The 17,755-nt window shown below is 60.1% G+C and carries 14 protein-coding genes; 4 read left to right on the top strand and 10 right to left on the bottom strand.

The features are described from left to right. Positions 1 to 47: 47 nt before the first annotated feature. The 6 genes from GXM22_RS01090 to GXM22_RS01065 all read right to left on the bottom strand — a co-directional run bounded on the left by GXM22_RS01090 (position 48) and on the right by GXM22_RS01065 (position 7,912). Entirely contained in the window at positions 48 to 1,466 is a 1,419-nt protein-coding gene (locus GXM22_RS01090; RefSeq protein ID WP_005930296.1) for a glycogen synthase, read from the bottom strand. Positions 1,467 to 1,596: 130 nt separating this feature from the next. Further along, positions 1,597 to 2,724, bottom strand: coding sequence for a glucose-1-phosphate adenylyltransferase subunit GlgD (gene glgD / locus GXM22_RS01085; RefSeq protein ID WP_005930299.1), 1,128 nt, complete (start codon positions 2,722 to 2,724; stop codon positions 1,597 to 1,599). Further along, complete coding sequence (locus GXM22_RS01080; RefSeq protein WP_005930302.1) at positions 2,718 to 3,911, bottom strand: glucose-1-phosphate adenylyltransferase; 1,194 nt, start codon at positions 3,909 to 3,911, stop codon at positions 2,718 to 2,720. The genes glgD and GXM22_RS01080 overlap by 7 nt, the downstream gene beginning before the upstream one ends. A gap of 81 nt (positions 3,912 to 3,992) precedes the next feature. Continuing rightward, positions 3,993 to 6,254 carry a 1,4-alpha-glucan branching protein GlgB gene (gene glgB, locus GXM22_RS01075; protein WP_005930305.1) on the bottom strand — a complete coding sequence of 754 codons (2,262 nt, stop codon included), beginning with the start codon at positions 6,252 to 6,254 and terminating at the stop codon, positions 3,993 to 3,995. 276 nt (positions 6,255 to 6,530) lie between these two features. Beyond that, a complete protein-coding gene (locus GXM22_RS01070) occupies positions 6,531 to 7,589 on the bottom strand; it encodes a resuscitation-promoting factor (protein WP_242651536.1) in 1,059 nt (352 codons plus the stop codon). A gap of 14 nt (positions 7,590 to 7,603) precedes the next feature. Further along, on the bottom strand, positions 7,604 to 7,912 hold the full coding sequence (locus tag GXM22_RS01065) for a hypothetical protein (RefSeq protein WP_147585114.1): 309 nt from the start codon (positions 7,910 to 7,912) through the stop codon (positions 7,604 to 7,606). 274 nt (positions 7,913 to 8,186) lie between these two features. On the opposite strand from GXM22_RS01065, the gene GXM22_RS01060 reads away from it, so the two are divergent. The 3 genes from GXM22_RS01060 to GXM22_RS01050 are packed head-to-tail and all read left to right on the top strand — an operon-like array spanning position 8,187 to position 9,848. Further along, a complete protein-coding gene (locus tag GXM22_RS01060) occupies positions 8,187 to 8,960 on the top strand; it encodes a hypothetical protein (protein ID WP_099357261.1) in 774 nt (257 codons plus the stop codon). Beyond that, complete coding sequence (locus tag GXM22_RS01055) at positions 8,960 to 9,583, top strand: GH25 family lysozyme (protein WP_005928393.1); 624 nt, start codon at positions 8,960 to 8,962, stop codon at positions 9,581 to 9,583. Before GXM22_RS01060 ends, GXM22_RS01055 begins: the two co-directional genes overlap by 1 nt. Before the next feature lie 16 nt (positions 9,584 to 9,599). Then, on the top strand, positions 9,600 to 9,848 hold the full coding sequence (locus GXM22_RS01050) for a phage holin (RefSeq protein WP_005928396.1): 249 nt from the start codon (positions 9,600 to 9,602) through the stop codon (positions 9,846 to 9,848). 69 nt (positions 9,849 to 9,917) lie between these two features. Here GXM22_RS01050 and GXM22_RS01045 read toward each other — a convergent pair whose 3' ends face one another. The 3 genes from GXM22_RS01045 to mnmM form a co-directional block, all read right to left on the bottom strand. Further along, on the bottom strand, positions 9,918 to 10,901 hold the full coding sequence (locus tag GXM22_RS01045; RefSeq protein ID WP_005928399.1) for an aldo/keto reductase: 984 nt from the start codon (positions 10,899 to 10,901) through the stop codon (positions 9,918 to 9,920). A 145-nt stretch (positions 10,902 to 11,046) separates the two neighbouring features. Next, positions 11,047 to 12,651, bottom strand: coding sequence for a peptide chain release factor 3 (locus GXM22_RS01040; protein WP_005928402.1), 1,605 nt, complete (start codon positions 12,649 to 12,651; stop codon positions 11,047 to 11,049). A gap of 302 nt (positions 12,652 to 12,953) precedes the next feature. Continuing rightward, complete coding sequence (mnmM, locus tag GXM22_RS01035; RefSeq protein WP_005928408.1) at positions 12,954 to 13,811, bottom strand: tRNA 5-(aminomethyl)-2-thiouridylate-methyltransferase MnmM; 858 nt, start codon at positions 13,809 to 13,811, stop codon at positions 12,954 to 12,956. 463 nt (positions 13,812 to 14,274) lie between these two features. On the opposite strand from mnmM, the gene GXM22_RS01030 reads away from it, so the two are divergent. Continuing rightward, complete coding sequence (locus tag GXM22_RS01030; protein ID WP_005928410.1) at positions 14,275 to 15,684, top strand: S1C family serine protease; 1,410 nt, start codon at positions 14,275 to 14,277, stop codon at positions 15,682 to 15,684. A 107-nt stretch (positions 15,685 to 15,791) separates the two neighbouring features. Here GXM22_RS01030 and pulA read toward each other — a convergent pair whose 3' ends face one another. Then, positions 15,792 to 17,747 (bottom strand): type I pullulanase, encoded by a 1,956-nt coding sequence (pulA, locus tag GXM22_RS01025; protein WP_005928412.1) that lies wholly within the window; start codon positions 17,745 to 17,747, stop codon positions 15,792 to 15,794. Between the last annotated feature and the right edge of the window lie 8 nt (positions 17,748 to 17,755).

Below are 17,755 nucleotides of genomic sequence, written 5' to 3'. Positions count from 1 at the left end.
CCGGCTCCTGCGAACCGGGCGGCAAAAGGCAGACTTATGAAAATGATTTACCAGAGGTTTGCGGTCTCGTTGTACAGGCCCTCGTAGCTCTTGGCAGAGAGGTCCCAGCTGAAATCGCATTCCATGTCGTGCTTGACGAGGTTGTTCCAGTCCTCTTTGTTGTAGTAGCGATCCTGTGCACGGCAGCAGGCATCGTACAGCTCATGGGCGCTGTAACCGGCAAAGGTAAAGCCGTTGCCCTCGCCCAGCGTGCAGTCATGGATGGAATCCCGCAGGCCGCCGGTCTCACGGACGATGGGAGGCGTGCCGTAGCGGCAAGCCACCATCTGTGCCAGGCCGCAGGGCTCACTCTTGGAAGGCATGATGAACACGTCTGCACCGGCGTAGATCTCCTGAGACAGGGCGGGCTCAAAGCCGATGTAGGTGCCCACGCGGCCCGGATGGCGGGCGCACAGGTCAGAGAAGAAGGTCTCGTACTGGTTCTCGCCGCTGCCCAGAATGACCAGCTCGATGCCGCGGTCCACCAGACCATCAGCAATGCTCTGCACCAGGTCAAAGCCCTTCATGCCGACCATGCGGCTGACCATGGCAAAAACGGGGCTGCCATCCTTGTGCAGGCCAAACTTGTCCTGCAGGGCTTCCTTGCACTTTGCCTTGCCCTCTTCAACGTTGGTCACATCGTAGTTGAAGGGGATCTTGGGGTCGGTGGCAGGGTTATTGGCCTCCATATCGATGCCGTTCAGGATGCCGCAGAGCTTATACTGCTTTTCCCGCAGCAGGGCATCCAGACCGTAGCTGAACCAGGGGTCCAGGATCTCCTGTGCGTAGGTGGGGCTGACAGTGGTGATCTTATCTGCCGTCTCAAAGGCACCCTTCATAAAGTTGGCGCAGCCATCGTACTCCACGATGTGCTGGTCACGGTGGCCGATGCCGCAGGTGTCCTCCAGGATATCGGTGCCGTACTTGCCCTGATATGCGATGTTGTGGATGGTGAAGATGGTCTTGATCCGGTTGAACTTATCCAGATGGCGGTAGTACAGGTTCAGGTAAACGGGAACCAGTGCGGTCTGCCAGTCGTTGCAGTTGATGATATCGGGGGTGAAGTCGATGTAGAACAGAGTCTCCAGCACAGCGCGGGAGAAGAAAGCGAAGCGCTCGCCGTCATCGTAGAAGCCGTACAGGCCGCGGCGCTTGAAGTAATACTCGTTGTCCAGGAAGTAGTAGGTCACACCGTTGACCTCAGCCTTGAACAGGCCGCAGTACTGGCTGCGCCAGCCCACGGGCACTGAGTAGTTGGTGACATACTCCAGCTTATCGCGCATTTTCAGGTCGCCGTACAGCGGCATGATGACGCGGGCATCCACGCCGTCCTTGACCAGAGCCTTGGGCAGGGAGCCTGCCACGTCGGCCAGACCGCCGGACTTGGCAAAGGGGGTCGCTTCCGAAGCGGCATACAGGATCTTCATAGTATTTCTCCTTTCCAGAAAAAAGGGCGGATACACAAAGAGCGGGCGGGGGCGCAAAGGCCCCCGCCCCTCTTTGAGAGGGGCTACCGGGGAGGGGAGCCGCCCCTGTGAAAGTTTCAGTGTGTCAGGCTCAGACGGTGTGGTTCTTCTGAACATAGACCGGGAAGCTCTCGGTACCGGAGAGCTTCTTGTCGGCGGTCACACGCACGTTCTTATCGGTGACAACGCAGTCCAGCTGAGCGCCTGGTTCCACAACGGTATCCTGCATCAGGACACAGTTTCTGACCACAGCACCCTTCTTGACGCGAACGCCGCGGAACAGCACGCAGTTCTCCACGGTGCCCTCGATGACACAGCCATCGGCCAGCAGGGAATTGCTGACGGAAGAGCCGTTGACGTAGCGCACGGGGTTGTCATCACGGATCTTGGTGTAGACAGGGCTCTCCTTGGGGAACAGAGCGTTCAGGTTCTTCTCATCGATGAGCTTGAGGTTCTCATCAAAGTAGCTCTTCATGTCGCAGACATGGGCCACATAACCGGTGTACTCCAGAGCACGGATGTTCAGGATGTTGACGTTGTGGGCCAGGATGTCACGCTCAAAGTAGATCAGGCCGCGGGAGGTCGCATCCTTGACCAGCTTGATCAGGGTCTCGCGCTCCAGAACATAGATGTTCAGGTCCAGGTTCTGGACACCGGGGCGGTAATCATTGAACAGCAGCTCGGTCACACGGCCATCGGCATCCACAGTCAGGGTGTAGTTGTCGTTCTTGCGGCCCTCGGGGATCTCGGTCTTCTGGTAAGCGATGGTCACATCCGCGCCGCTTGCCTGATGGGCAGCCAGCAGGGCGTTGAAATCGTAGTTGATGGCGATGTTGGCATCGCTCATCACAACGTACTTCTCCTTCTGGTTCTCCAGGTAGCTCAGGATGGAGCCCAGAGCCTCCACACGGCCGGAATAAATGCGCACACCCTTTTCTGCAAAGGGAGGCACGATGTTCAGGCCGCCGTGACGGCGGGCCATATCCCACTCACGGCCGGTGCCCAGATGATCCATCAGGGAGTGGTAGTTCTTGCGCACCACGATGGAGACATTGGAGATGCCGCAGTTTGCCATGCTGGACAGCATAAAGTCCACCATGCGGTAACGGCCTGCAAAGGGAATCGAAGCCATGGTGCGCTCAGTCACAAGCTCCGGTACGGTGTTATCATAGCTGTTGGGGAAAATGATGCCCAACGCATTGTTGTTCTGGCTCAGCATACTTCCTCGCCCTCCTTGACGGAATCAAATACTTTGGCACCCTCTTTTACGGTAGCGCCTGCGCCAACGGTAAGGCCGGTACCCACATGTGCAATGGGGCCCTCGCCGCCGATCTTGGCACCGGCACCCACCACAACGTTCTCAGCCAGGATGCAGCGCTTGACCACGGCACCTGCCTTGACCACAACGCCATCCATCAGGACAGCATCCTCAACGGTAGCGCCCTCTTCCACGGTAACGCCTGCGCTCAGGACAGAGTGCTGGACGCGGCCATAGATCTGGCAGCCCTCGGTGATGAGGGAATCCTGCACCACGGCGCGGGGGCCGATCTTCTGGGCGGGCAGCACGGGGTTGCGGCTGTAGATCTTCCACTTCTTGTCGAAGATATCAATGCCGGAGTTCTCGGGGTCCAGCACTTCCATGTTGGCTTCCCACAGGCTGTCGATGGTGCCCACGTCACGCCAGTAGCCGTTGAAGTGGTAAGCATACATCTTGCGGCCATCCTGCAGCAGAGCGGGGATGATGTTCATGCCAAAGTCGTTCTTGGAGTTGGGATCAGCCTCGTCCTCTTCCAGGTACTTCTTCAGCACATCCCAGTTGAAGATGTAGATGCCCATGGAAGCCAGGTTGGACTTGGGAACCGGGGGCTTCTCCTGGAACTCGGTGATCTTATCGTTCTCGTCTGCCACCATCAGGCCAAAGCGGGAAGCTTCCTTCCAATCGACCTCCATGACAGCCACGGAGAACTCCGCGCCCTTTTCCTTGTGGAAGCGCAGGAAGTCGGCGTAGTCCTGCTTGCAGATCTGGTCACCGGACAGGATGATGACGTACTCAGGATCATAGCTGTCGATGAAGCTGATGTTCTGGTAGATGGCGTTTGCAGTGCCCTTGTACCAGTCGGTGCCCTTTGCCTGCTCGTAGGGGGGCAGGGTGTGCACGCCGCCGTACAGGCGGTCCAGATCCCAAGGCTGGCCGTTGCCGATGTACTCGTTCAGCTTCTGGGGCTGATACTGGGTTGCGATGCCCACAGTATCAATGTTGGAGTTGACGCAGTTGGACAGCGGGAAGTCCACGATGCGGTATTTGCCGCCGAACCCCACTGCAGGTTTTGCCGTTTTCTGTGTCAGCGCGTACAAGCGCGAGCCACGTCCGCCGGCAAGGATCATTGCCACAATTTCTTTTGCCATAGCTTTATTCTCCCCTTTTACACATTTCCGGATTTATTGGATTTGGAAATGGTTTGACTGTGTTGTGCGGATGCGCCCCGGTCACTCCTCGGTCTTGGCGGCCTTTTTGGCGCGGGGCTTGCGGGCAGGCTTTTCGGCTGCCGCGGGGGCAGCTTCAGCGGGCTCGGCTTTGGGTTTGCGGCCCCGCTTGGCGGGTGCTGCTTCGGGTGCGGCAGCGGCTTCTGCCTTGGGCTTCCGGCCGCGCTTGGCCGGGGTCTTTTCCGGTGCAGGTTCCGCTTCTGCCTTTGCCTTGCGGGTGGAGGTCTTTTTGGGCTTTTCCTCCTTCACGGCAGGCTCAGCCTTGGCGGTCTTCGTGGTCTTGGCGGCTGTCTTTTTGGCAGCGGTCTTTTTCACGGTCTGGGCCGTCTTGGCCGGATCTGCTGCCTTGCGGGTGCGCTTGGTGGGCACCTCAAAATACAGGGTGCTCATGGGCGGCAGGGTGATGGTAATGCTCTGCTCAAAGCCATGCAGGGGCTTCTTGTGGGTGCGCACGGACTTGTTATGGACCGCGCCGGAACCGCCGAAGGCCTCGTCATCGCTGTTCAGCACTTCCTTGTATGTACCTGCCACAGGTGCGCCCAGGGCATAGCCCTCGCGCAGGACGGGGTTGAAGTTGCAGACCACCAGGATCTGCTTGCCGTTTGCGTCCTTGCGCAGGAAGGCGACCACGCTCTGCTTGGAGTCATCGGGCACGATCCACTGGAAGCCCTCCCAGCTGTAATCGATCTGCCAGAAGGCGGGGTGTTCTTTATAGAAGGCGTTCAGGGTCTTGACGTAGTTCTGCAGCTCGGTGTGCTTATCGTAGTCCAGCAGCATCCAATCCAGCTGCTTTTCCTCGTTCCACTCCGTGAACTGGCCAAACTCCTGGCCCATGAACAGCAGCTTCTTGCCGGGGTGGGCCATCATGTAGCCGAAGAAGGTGCGCAGGTTGGCAAACTTGGCATCGTACTCGCCCGGCATCTTGTTGATCAGGCTGCCCTTGCCGTGCACTACTTCATCGTGGCTGATGGGCAGCACAAAGTTTTCGCTGAAGGCATAGAAGAAGCTGAAGGTGACCTTGTTGTGGTTGCCCGCGCGGAAGAGCGGGTCGGTCTTCATGTAGCTGAGCATGTCGTTCATCCAGCCCATGTTCCACTTGAAGTTGAAGCCCAGGCCGCCGTCGCTGGCCGGTTTGGTGACCATGGGCCATGCGGTGGACTCCTCCGCGATCATGCACTTGTGGGGGTGGCGGCCCAGAACCGTATCGTTCAGCTTGCGCAGGAAAGCCACTGCTTCCAGGTTCTCCTTGCCGCCATTCTTATTGGGCTCCCATTCGCCCTGCTTGCGGTTGTAATCCAGATACAGCATGGAGGCCACGGCATCCACGCGCAGACCATCGATGTGGTACTGCTCCAACCAGTACAGGGCGCTGGAGATCAGGAAGCTCTGCACCTCGCTGCGGCCGAAGTCGAACACCATGGTGCCCCATTCTTTATGCTCGCCGCGCTTGGGGTTGGGGTCCTCGTAGCAGGCCTCTCCGTCAAAGTTGTACAGGCCGAAGCCATCCTTCGGGAAGTGGGCGGGCACCCAGTCCATGATGACACCGATGCCGGCCTCATGCATCTTGTCCACAAAGGCCATGAAGTCCTTGGGGGTGCCGTAGCGGCTGGTGGGGGCAAAATAGCCCGTGACCTGGTAGCCCCAGCTGCCGTCGAAGGGATACTCCATCACGGGCAGAAGCTCCACATGGGTGTAACCCATCTCCCGGATGTAGGGGATCAGCTCGTCGGCCAGCTCGGAATAGTTATAGGGAACCTTCTCGTCCTTCAGCTTCCAGCTGCCCGCGTGCATCTCGTAGATGTTCATCGGGCCGTTGATCACGTCCGCCTTTTTCTGAGCAGTCTGCCAGGCATCATCGTGCCAGGCAAAGCCGGTGATATCGTAGACCTTGCTGCCGTTGGAGGGCCGGGTCTCCGCGTGGAACGCATAGGGATCGGCCTTATAGAGCAGGTCGCCGCCCCGGGTGGTCACACAGTACTTGTAGACATCATATTCCTTTACGCCGGGGATGAACAGCTCCCAGACAGAATCCCCATCCACTTTGCGCATCGGGTGGCTGCCCGGCTTCCAGCTGTTGAAATCGCCCACCACACTGATGGCGGCTGCATGGGGTGCCCAAACACGGAACACCACACCGGACTCTCCGGCGCGGGTCTCAAGGTGTGCACCAAAGTAACGGTATGCTTCGCAGTTGTTGCCCTGCTTGAACAGATAAATCGGCAGATCCGAGGGATCTTTCTGGATCTTTTCTTCCGTCGGTCTCATAAACAGCTCCTCCCCGTACAGGCCCCAGTGAGCCTATACCTTTGTACTCTCTTATATTAAAGAATTTTGTCCGATTTTTCAAGGGCTTTCCGTCAAAATCTACTATAATCTTTTCGTCAATATTTTTTCATTGTGGTCAACTTATCCAATTTTACACAAGAATTCTCGGCAAACTTTACAGAATATAGGGCAAAAAGAAAGACCCGCCTCATTTTTCCTGTAAATCCAGGAAACTGAAGCGGGTGCTTTTTCAAATTTTTCCGTGTGCTATGCGGTTCAGCCTACAACGTAAACGTTGACCTGAATGGCTCCGTTGATGACCGACTCTGCGTAGGTCTCATAGAACAGGTCCACCAGGATCTGGCCCTTCTGCACCGCGATACCGGTGTCGGTGGCAACGGCATAACCGTAAACAAAGCTGCCGTCCGTGGAAGTGATGTACAGCAGCGTGCCATAGGGAATGACGCTGGGGTCAACGGCAACGGTGCCGTAGCCCAGGCCCAGGCCCGACGAGCCCTTGCCCGTGCGGGAATAATAGCCCGTGGCCTTGCCGGTGAGGACCTGGCTGTACGAGGCGGGGGCGTTGGTGGTACCGTCCGGCCCGGTCAGGGGAGAAACGGGCGCACCGGCACCATAGGTCTTGACGACATGGTCGGTGGGCTCCACCGTGGTGGTCACATCCACCACCATGCTGTTTTCCAGCTCGCCGTCCACATACTTTTCGCGGGTGGTCACGGTCTGCTGACCTTCCGCCCCATGCTGCAGGGTGGTGGCCCGGCCGGTGTTGCGGAAGTACAGGCTGGTGTAGACATACTGGGTGTCGTAGGGGATGCTCTGGGTCTCCACCTTGTCCTGGTAGTCCACCCGGTGCACCGTGATCTCACTGCCCACAGTGACCAACTGATCCAGCGCAGGCTCGGTGTAGTCATCTGCCTCCAGGGTGATGCCGGCGCGCTCCAGCGCATCGGCAACGGTGCCAAAGGCCATCTTCACCGGGTACTCCTGGCCGTCGGCCTGGATGTTCACGGTGAAGGCCCGCTCAATGTTCAGGGTGGCAAGATTGCCGCTGAACGCGGTGTAGTAAACGTGGTCGCCCTCTTCGGCCTCAATGCCGGAAAGGCTCATGACGCGGGCAGGGTCAGCCTCACTGCTGACCACCAGCTGACGCGCACCATCGGAGTCGGTGACGTAGGTCAGCCGCAGATTCGCGGCGGTCACGGCCAAAGTGAACACAAGGCTCACTGCCATGACGCAGAACGCCAGCACACGGGGTGTGACCGCACGAGCGCGGTCAGACAATGCTTTTTGAAATTTGACGGAAGCGATACGAGACAACTCCTCTCTTTTCATCATTTTGGAATGCGGCGGGCTCTTCCTTTGCCCGCAAAGCGCAGGGCATTTTTTCCTGCAAAGGGCCGTCTTTTTATACGGCGTTTTACTTCCTGAGAAATAAAATTTAGACGCTCCAACGTGTGTATGATCCGTTGAGCGGGCACTATTTTAGCAGACGACGGCCCATTTGTCAAATCCGTGCGATTCAGTTTGATAATTGTTTCACATAGTTTTTTGTGCAATCTGTACATTGTTTTCCTTGATTCAGAATGATTTCGGGCGTTTCCTTCTGAAATTTTTCCAAAAAATTGGTCGTATTCGTTCATAATTTTTTAACATTTCAAGTTTGTTTCCCGGGGAGAAATCGCCGGGCTCTTTTGCACATTCCGGCGCATCAATCATGCGTAATCCGACATTTTGCGGCACAAATTCCCCGCTGTTTTCCTGCCGGAAATAACGGGGAGTTTCTCCGCAGTTTCTGCCAAAAACCAGCTTCCAGCAAAATGCCGAAAGGTAAAAAACACCATAAAAAAAGACCGCACTTCCGTGCCCTGCTGCAAACCGGTACAATGGGGTCAAAAAGAAGAAAGGAAGGTTTTTATGCAGATCAAGATCACTCCCCGCACGCTGGGCGGCACCGAATTCACAGCCCAGCCCGCCCGGCTGCACCTGGGCGCACAGAACGCCGAGGGCGTGGACCGGCTGGTGTTCCAGCTGCCTGCGGAATGGGCCGGGTGCAGCGTCACCCTGCACATCCGCCACAGCGACGGCACCCTTGCCGCACCCCTTGTGCTGGATGCAGCGCACAGCGCGCCCGTGGGCCGCAGCTTCACCGGCTGGCCCGCCGGGCAATGGATGCTGGCCGCCACCGACGGCAGCGGCTATACCGCTTACACCCGCCCGGGCCGGTACGATGTCTACGACATCCTGCCCACCGACGGCACCGAGGAGGAGCCCAGTCCCTCGGTGTACGAACAGTTCATCGCCCAGGTATCGGGGCAGGCCGATGCGGCGGTGCAGGCGGCCCAGAACAGCGCCGCCAGTGAGGCCAATGCCGCCCGGCAGGCGCAGGCCGCTGCCGACGCTGCCGAGCGGGCAGCACTGAATGGCAGCCGTGCCGCGACCTCGGCTTCCCGCGCCGAGAGCGCCGCCCTGCGCGCCGAATCCTTTGCCCCCGAGGACGGCACCCTGCTCAGTGTCAACGGCAAAGGCGGCGCGGTGGTGCTGGACGCGCAGGACGTAGGCGCGCTGCCTGCCCCGGTGGCCCCGCAGGCTGGTGCCCTCCTGCGGGTGCTGTCCATCCGCAGCGATGGCAGTCTGGTGGTGGACACCGTCACTCCCGCCGCCCTCAAGACCCTGCTGGAGGCCACCTGATGTTCACGGTGCTGGATGTCTCCCGCTGGCAGGGCCGCATAGACTGGGATACCGTAAAAGCCAGCGGCAGGGTCCACGGCGTGATGCTGCGCGCACTGGGCAGCAGGAGCGGCACGTCCTACATCGACCCCATGTTTGAAACAAACTACTCTGCCTGCATCCGGCTGGGCATCCCGGTGGGGATCTACTATTACAGCTGTGCCGTTACCGCCCCACAGCGGGATGCTGAGCTGGCCCTCCTGCACGATGCCCTCAGGGGAAAGCGGCTTCAGCTGCCCGCTGCCATCGACGTGGAGGATGCCCGCCTGCGTGCTCTGACACCGGACGCGCTCTCCGCCCTTGTTGCCGGGGCGGCACGTCAGCTGGAGCACTGGGGCCTGTACGCCATGGTATACACCTACACCCATTTTGCAGATACCGCCCTGCACATGGACACACTGGCCCCCTTCGATCTCTGGCTGGCGGACTACCGGGGCAAACGCCCGGCCCGCAGGCACGGAATGTGGCAGTACACCAGCAGGGGCAGGGTACCCGGCATCTCCGGCCCCGTGGACCTGAGCCGCACCGAAAAGGATTATCCCGCCCTGCTCCACCGGGCGGGGCTCGACCGTACCATCCTATAAAAGAAAGGAGTTCCCCATGAAGAAATGCAAGATCTCTCCCGCCACGCTGGCCCGCACGGCGGCGCTGGCACTGGCGCTGACCAATCAGGTGCTCAGCGCCACCGGCCACCGTGTCCTGCCCATTGAATCGGCAGAGCTGGAGCAGCTGGTCTCCACCGGCCTGACCATTGCCACCGCGCTGGTCAGCTGGTGGAAGAACAATTCCTTCACCCCGGAGGCCATCGAAGCCGATGACTTCCTCTGCCAGCTGAAGGAGCACAAATAACCAAAAAGGGACGATGCTTTTGCGGCATCGTCCCTTTTTGGTTATCTGCTTTTGTTCTGAAGCACCGGCTCAGGAAATGGCATCCACGTCCCACTTCATGCGGACGGCATCCGCGCCATCCAGTTTGATATTCAGTGCACCGGCATTGTCCAGCACCTGCTCCGGGGTGCGGGCACCGCACAGCACATGCAGGCCGGGGATCATCCGGGCCGTCAGGGCAATGACCAGCTGGGCCACGGTGCAGTCGTATTTCCCGGTCAGGTCGTCCCACTTGGCCAGCAGGTCCAGCGCCTGCTTCCGGCGGGCAGGCTGGAAGCTGGGGTTGCTGTTCCGGGTGCTGCCCTCGGGGAAAGTGGTCTCCATGGTGACCCTGCCGGTGAGCAGACCCTGCTCCAGCGGGGAGTAGGCCTGCACCGAAACGCCCAGCTCCCTGCAGGTGGGCAGGAGCTGCTTTTCGATGCGGCGGGTCAGCAGGCTGTACTTTTCCTGAATGACATCCAGCTGCCCGTACCGGCAGTAGCCCCGGATGAGATCCGCCGTCACGTTGGACGCACCAATGGCGCGGATCTTGCCCTGCTCCTTCAGCTTCATCATGGCCTCCACGGTCTCCTCCAGCGGATAGAGGCCGGGTTCCGGGCTCTGCCAGTGGGTGTACAGCACATCCAGGTGGTCGGTGCCCAGGCGGCGCAGGCTGTCCTCCACGTCCTCAATGATGCTCTGCGCCGAGAGGTCCCGGTAGACGGCGGTGCCGTCCACGACCTTGTGGAGCACCGGTGTTTCGTGCCGCCACTCCAGGCCGCATTTTGTAGAGAGCACCACCTTGTCCCGGTCGATGTGCTTCAGGGCCTCGCCCACCACGGTCTCGCTGTGGTACAGGCCGTAGATGGGCGCGGTGTCGATCCACCGGATGCCCTGCTCCACAGCAGTCTGGATGGCTTTGACCGAAAGGGCATCATCGTTGTCGCCCCACCAGCTGCCGCCGCCGATGGCCCAGGTGCCCATGCCCAGAAAAGGCACTTCGATGCCGCTGCGGCCAATGTTCAGGTTTTCCATATACGTTTCCCTCCATGCCAGCAGTGTTCCCCGCAATGGGAACCATTCATACAGAGGCTGGCATCTTTTGTTGTATTTTTGCTTTTTTATAAAAAAGAGAACTGCGGTGCGAGTCAGCTCCGCACAGCAGCTCTCTTTTTTCCAATCAGATATTGCCGAACTCGCTCAATTCCAGCGTGTCGTTGTGGGTCTCAGCCCAGCGGACGGCCCAATCAGAGGTGAACAGCAGCAGACGGTTGCCCTTCATATCCTCCACAGCCTTGGTATCGCTGGTCAGATCCAGATCCCGCAGGTTGTAGGTGTCGGGGTCGTTCTTCACCCAGCGCAGCTGCTCAAAGGGCAGCTGCTGCATCCGGATCTCCACGTTGTACTCGGTGTTCAGGCGGTACTCCAGCACTTCCAGCTGCAGCACACCGACCACGCCGACCACGACCTCCTCCATGCCGCCGCCGACTTCGCGGAAGATCTGGATGGCACCCTCCTGGGCGATCTGCTCCATACCCTTCACGAACTGCTTGCGCTTCATGGTGTCCTTCTGCTCGATGCGGGCAAAATGCTCCGGTGAGAAGGTGGGGATGCCCGCAAACTCGACCTTCTTTTTGCCGGTGCACAGGGTGTCGCCGATGGAGAAGATGCCCGGGTCAAACAGGCCGATGATATCGCCCGCGTAGGCCTCATCCACGATGGCACGATCCTGCGCCATCAGCTGGGTGCCGGTGGCCAGCTTGATGTTCTTGCCCTCCTGCACGTGGTAAGCCTCCATGCCGCGCTCGAACTTGCCGGAGCAGATGCGCATAAAGGCGATGCGGTCACGGTGGGCCTTGTTCATGTTGGCCTGGATCTTGAAGATGAAGGCCGAGAACTCGTCGCGGCAGGGGTCCACCGGCTCGCCGGTCAGGCTGTCCACACGGGCCAGCGGGGTGGGGGTGAGCCGCAGGAAGTTTTCCAGGAAGGGCTCCACGCCGAAGTTGGTCAGAGCAGAGCCAAAGAACACAGGGCTCAGCTCACCGCGCAGCACCTTGTCGAGGTCAAATTCCTCGGCAGCGCCGTCCAGCAGCTCGATCTCGTCCACCAGCTGCTGGTGCAGGTAGGGGGTCAGCAGCTCGTCCAGTGCAGCATCGCCCAGTTCGGCCTCGGTCTCGTTGACCTTCTTCACGCCGTTGGCGCGGCCGTCGCTGGAGAAAGCCAGCACCTTGCGGGTATTGCGGTCGAACACGCCCTTGAACTCCTTGCCGCAGCCGATGGGCCAGTTCATGGGGTAGGTCTTGATGCCCAGGATCTCCTCGATGTTCTCCATCAGCTCAAAGGGGTCGCGGGCTTCGCGGTCCATCTTGTTGATGAAGGTAAAGATGGGGATGTGACGCAGGGTGCAGACCTTGAACAGCTTGATGGTCTGGGCCTCAACGCCCTTTGCAGCATCGATGACCATGACAGCGGAGTCCGCTGCCATCAGGGTACGGTAGGTATCCTCCGAGAAGTCCTGATGGCCCGGGGTATCCAGAATGTTCACGCACTTGCCTGCATAGTTGAACTGCAGGACAGAGGAAGTGACAGAAATACCGCGCTGCTTCTCGATATCCATCCAGTCGGACACAGCGTGCTTGGCGCTCTGCTTGCCCTTGACGGAACCGGCCTGATTGATGGCTCCACCGTACAGCAGCAGCTTTTCGGTCAGGGTCGTTTTGCCGGCATCGGGGTGGCTGATGATCGCAAACGTCCGGCGGCGCTCGATCTCTTCACGATTTGTCATATATTGATTTCTCCTGAATCAGAATGGCTCTTTATTCGGTCAATCTCACGTTACATTGGTAATTCTCCGTAAACTGGCTTGCCCTCTCAGTCTGCTTCGCAGCCAGCTCTCCCAAAGGGAGAGTCGGTTGCTGCTCCAGGTACAGGCCCTGCAGATCTGCAGCACTTCTCCTTCCAGATGCGTTGGCTCCCCCTTCGGGGGAGCTGGCAAAGCCGACAGGCTTTGGCTGAGAGGGCAAGGATGCCAAAATTACACACAACTTATATTTTACCAGCAATTCCACCTAGATGCAAGAGTTTTTGTTATTTTTTCAGGAGGAAGCAGGGCAAGGGGGCGGTATCGGCCCAATTGGCGAAACTGCAGACAAGGGCGGTGCACTGTTTCAGGGGCCGGGAGCGCATCCACTGGAGGATCTCGGTCTTTTCGTCGGAACCGATGATCTTGCCGCTGTACAGGATGGCGCTGAGCACCCCGCCGGGCCGCAGGGCCTCGAGGGCGGCCTCCAGCGCCGGAATACTGCTTTGGGCGTGGGAGAACACCCCGTGGTCGGCACCGGGCAGCCAGCCGAAGTTGAACATCACGGCATCAACGGTGCCGGGCTGTACATATTGTAAGAGGTTGGCGTGGCTGTCGCAGTGAAGCTCTGCCGCAAGGCCCTTCCGTGCAAGGTTCTGCCGGGTGGAGGCAATGGCTTCCGGCTGGATGTCAAAGCCCAGCACCCGGCCCCCTTCGCCCACAAGGCGGCAGAGAAAAGCCGTGTCGCCCCCGTTGCCGCAGGTGGCATCGATGCAGAGCCTGGGGTCAGCCAGCCGCGCGGCGAGGAAGTCCTGCACAAGCTTCACGGCCGTCAGGTCGGGGGTGCGGCGGCGGCACAGCCCGCTGCCCTCTGCCGCAAAGCCGAACTTTGCCCAGAAGGCCAGCTCCCCCGCATCGGCAGGCAGAGGAGCCGTGAACACCGTGGCGCTCTCTTTGTCATAGCCGCCCAGGCTGCGCAATACCTCTTTTAACAGGTAGGAACCGTAGCCCTTGCGCCGCCATTCCGGCACAATGGTCAGGGCAGTGATGTCCGCGCCCTGCTCCGTGGGCCGGGCCTGGCAGGTGCCAATGATGGTTTTCTCTTTATACAGGGCATAACCGCCCGGAATCTTTTCCAGTTTCATAATTTGCTCCTTTCGCGGACTTGCCCTGTTGGGCTAAACCTCTCAGTCGCGGGCGCTGCCGCGACAGCTCCCCTAGTAGGGGAGCCCTTGGCAGAAGATTCGTTTTTTCGCAATAATCGCTGACGCTCCAAAACCAATACCTGCCGCAGGGCAAACAGGAGCGAAGCGCCGACCCACGAAAACGCGACGGTATGCCAAGGCCTCTCCTACTAGGAGAGGTGGCATCGAGCAAAGCGAAGATGACGGAGAGGTTTCGCAATGCTGCCGGCTTCTGCGCTGCACCCTTAAAATACCAAGCCCCCGCGCCGCTGTCAAGGCTTCCCGCTGCGACCTTATTTCACATATTCTTCACCCGGTCAGCGATTCCTTTTCACAATTACCGGATACAATAGAAACAGTTCCAAGGAGGTGCGGCAGAAGCGCCCCCTCCGAACCATTCCCTTTGAGAAAGGAAGTAACCAGTATGGATAACGAGAACAAGTGGGAATACGATTATTCCTCTGAACATAGCCAGACCGGCGAGACCGGCTACCCCAACGTCGGCTCCTCCGGCATGAACACCGCCAACACGGCAGGCACCTACGGCGAGGCCGCACAGGCTGCCCCCCAGGCCGAGCCGAACAGCGGCAGCGATGGCGGCGCGGTGCCGCCTCCGGAAGACCCCCGGTATCAGGCCGCACAGGGAAGCCCCAAGCAGCCTCCCAAAAAGCGCCGCCGGAAAAACAGCAATATCGCCCGCAGTGCAGTTGCGCTGGTGCTGGCCGCAGCCATGGGCTTTGTCGGCGGCTTTGTGGGAGCCCAGGTGGGCAACACAGGCGGCAAGGTGGTCATCCAGCAGGTGGCACCTTCCTCCACGTCCAGCAGTGATTCCGGCTCTGCCTCCGCAGTGAACACCGCTTCCGGCATGACCACCGCTCAGGTCTCTGAGATGGTCAGCCCCAGCGTTGTGGTCATCACCACCGAGCAGGTGGTCTACTCCCAGTGGTCCTGGTACGGCCAGAACCAGGTGGAGAGCGGTGCTGGCAGTGGTGTCGTGATCAGCTCCGACGGCTATATCCTGACCTGTGCACACGTTGTGTCCGGCGCGTCCAACATCACCGTGACCATCGGCGATACCGATTACCCCGCCACCGTGGTGGGCGAGGATGACACCAGCGACGTGGCTGTCCTCAAGATCGATGCCACTGACCTGACCCCCGCCACCGTTGGCAACAGCGACAGCCTTGCCGTGGGCGAGAGCGTGCTGGCCGTGGGCAACCCGCTGGGTGAGCTGGGCGGCACCGTGACCAGCGGCATCGTCAGCGCCCTGAACCGCAGCGTGACCATCCAGGGCACCAGCTCCACCAACACCATGTCCCTGATCCAGATGGATGCCTCTGTCAGCCCCGGCAACTCCGGCGGCGGCCTGTTCAATATGAACGGTGAGCTCATCGGTCTGGTCAACGCAAAGTCCTCCTCCAGCGATGCGGAAGGCCTGGGCTTCGCCATCCCCATCAACGATGCCATCAAGGTGGCACAGGATCTGCTGGAGAACGGCTATGTCTCCGGCCGCCCCTACATGGGCATCACCTATCTGGCCGTGACCGATGCCCAGACCGCCGCACAGCTCAACGTCACTGCCTACGGCGTTTACGTTGTGGATGTTGTGCAGGGCGGCCCCGCCGACAAGGCCGGTCTGAAGACCGGTGACCGCATCGTGAGCATCGACGGCACCGAGATCGCCCAGAAGGACGACCTTGGCACCCTGATCCAGCAGCATGCCGCCGGTGATACCCTTTCCATCACCGTGGCCCGGGAAGGCCAGATGCAGACCGTCAGCCTGACCCTGGGCGAAAAGAACGCCCAGACCCAGCAGGCACAGAAAAACTCCTGATTCTCCCCAATCTTTTTCCTGATCAATAAATCAAAAATCCCCTGACCGGCATGAACTGGTCAGGGGATTTTCAATTGCAGGTTGTCAAGCAATGGCAGACCGTATTTTTATACCTGCCCAAACACGGTGGCGCTCAGGGGCAGGAGGACGGTCTGGCCGGTGCAGATGCGGCTGCTGCCCCGCCACAGGCTGGAGGAGATGCCGTCGCTCAGCAACTTCCAGCTGCCGCCGGGCAAGGTGACGACCTGCGCCGTCTCGGTGGGGTTATAGTAGACGCACAGGGCGCTCCATGCCGCGCCGTCGCCCCACTGGGCGGGGAGCCGCCAGCCCACAAGAGGCTGTTCCAGCGGGAAGAACTCGATGGCGGCAGGGCTGGCCTTGTCCAGCGCGCCCAGCCGGGGGAACGCCGCCCGCAGACCAATGAGCCCGCGGTAGTAATCCACAAGGCTGTGGAACTGTTCGGCCCGGTGCCAGTCCAGCCGGTTGAGGGCCGGGCTGGAGCGGTAGCTGTTGCCCTGCCCCTTCTTGGTGCGGGCAAACTCCTCGCCTGCCTGCCAGAAAGGCAGACCCATGCTGGTCAGGTAGATGCCCGCTGCCAGCCGGTTCTGGGCCAGCGCGGTCTTGTCCACAGCGGCAAACTCCGGGCGGGCATAGCGCACCATCAGGAGCTTATCCCACAGGGTGAAGTTGTCGTGGGCCGAAACGTAGCTGATGATCTGCCCCGGGGCGTGAGGCGGCAGCTTCTCACTGCGGCACCACGCCGCCACCGAAGCACCGATATCCCAGAAACTCCCGGACTTGCCCTCCACATAGCCCGGCTCCCGGGCATCGAAGCAGCCGCCCTTGATGGCATCCCGGGTGTTGTCGCAAAAGATGCCGATGCGCTCGTTCAGCATGTTCAGGTTGTTCTTGTTGGCCTCGTACCGGTGCAGGGCGCTGCAGCCGCCCTGCCACGGCTCACCGTACATCAGGATATCCCGCCCGCCGGGCAGCTTGTCCAGTTCAGCCCGGAGGAGATTCATGGTCTCCACGTCATACAGGCCCATCAGGTCAAACCGGAAGCCGTCGATGTGATATTCCCGTGCCCAGTAGAGCACCGAATCAATGAGATAGCGCCGGGCCATGGGCCGCTCGGAGGCAAACTCGTTGCCGCAGCCGCTGCCGTTGGAGAGGGAACCGTCGTCGTTCTGGCGGAAGTAGTAGAGGGGCACCACCCGGTTCAGCGCATTATCGGAACGATACATGTGGTTATACACCACGTCCATTACAACGCCGATGCCCGCCGCATGGAGGGCCGCGATCATCTGCTTGCACTCCCGCACCCGCACCTCACCCCGGGTGGGGTCGGTGGAGTAGCTGCCCTCGGGCACATTGAAGTTGGTGGGGTCGTAGCCCCAGTTATACTGCCGGGTCAGGGGGCGGCTCTCATCCACGCTGCCAAAATCGAAGATTGGCATGAGCTGGACATAGCTCACCCCCAGCCGCTTGAGGTAATTCAGGCAGGTAGGGTGGATGCCGTCGCTGCTCAGGGTCGTGCCCTGCTGGGTAAAGGCCAGAAATTTGCCCCGCCAGGCTGTGTGCACACCGCTGGCCGGGTCCTGCGAGAAATCCCGGACGCTGACCTCCCAAACGCTGCGGCGGGCCGGTGGGATCACCGGCCGCACATCCCGCTCCCAGCCCTGCGGGTCTACCCGGGCCGGGTCAAAGATCATGCTGCGCACCCCGTTCACCCCTGCCGAGCGGGCGTAAGGGTCCGCTGCATTGCAGGTGCCAAACGGGGTGGTAAGGGTGAAATCGTAGTATTTTCCGTGCTGGTCGCCGGGCAGATAGATGCTCCACACACCCTTGTCCTGCTGCTGCAGGGGCAGGGTGCCCACACAGGCCCCGCCGGTGCCCCGGCGGTACAGGTTCACTGCTGCCTGTTTTGCCGTGGGAGCCCACAGGCGCAGGTGTGTCCCGGCGGGGGTATACTCCACCCCCAGCGGGCCGTAGTATTCCGTCTGGCGGGCAAAGGCTTCGCTCTCAAACAGCGTCTTCCATTCAGCAGGTGTTCTTGGCTCCATGGCAATTC

The sequence above is a fragment of the Faecalibacterium duncaniae genome (assembly GCF_010509575.1).
Lineage (GTDB): Bacteria > Bacillota > Clostridia > Oscillospirales > Ruminococcaceae > Faecalibacterium > Faecalibacterium duncaniae.
This window is presented reverse-complemented; position numbering and strand designations above follow the sequence as displayed.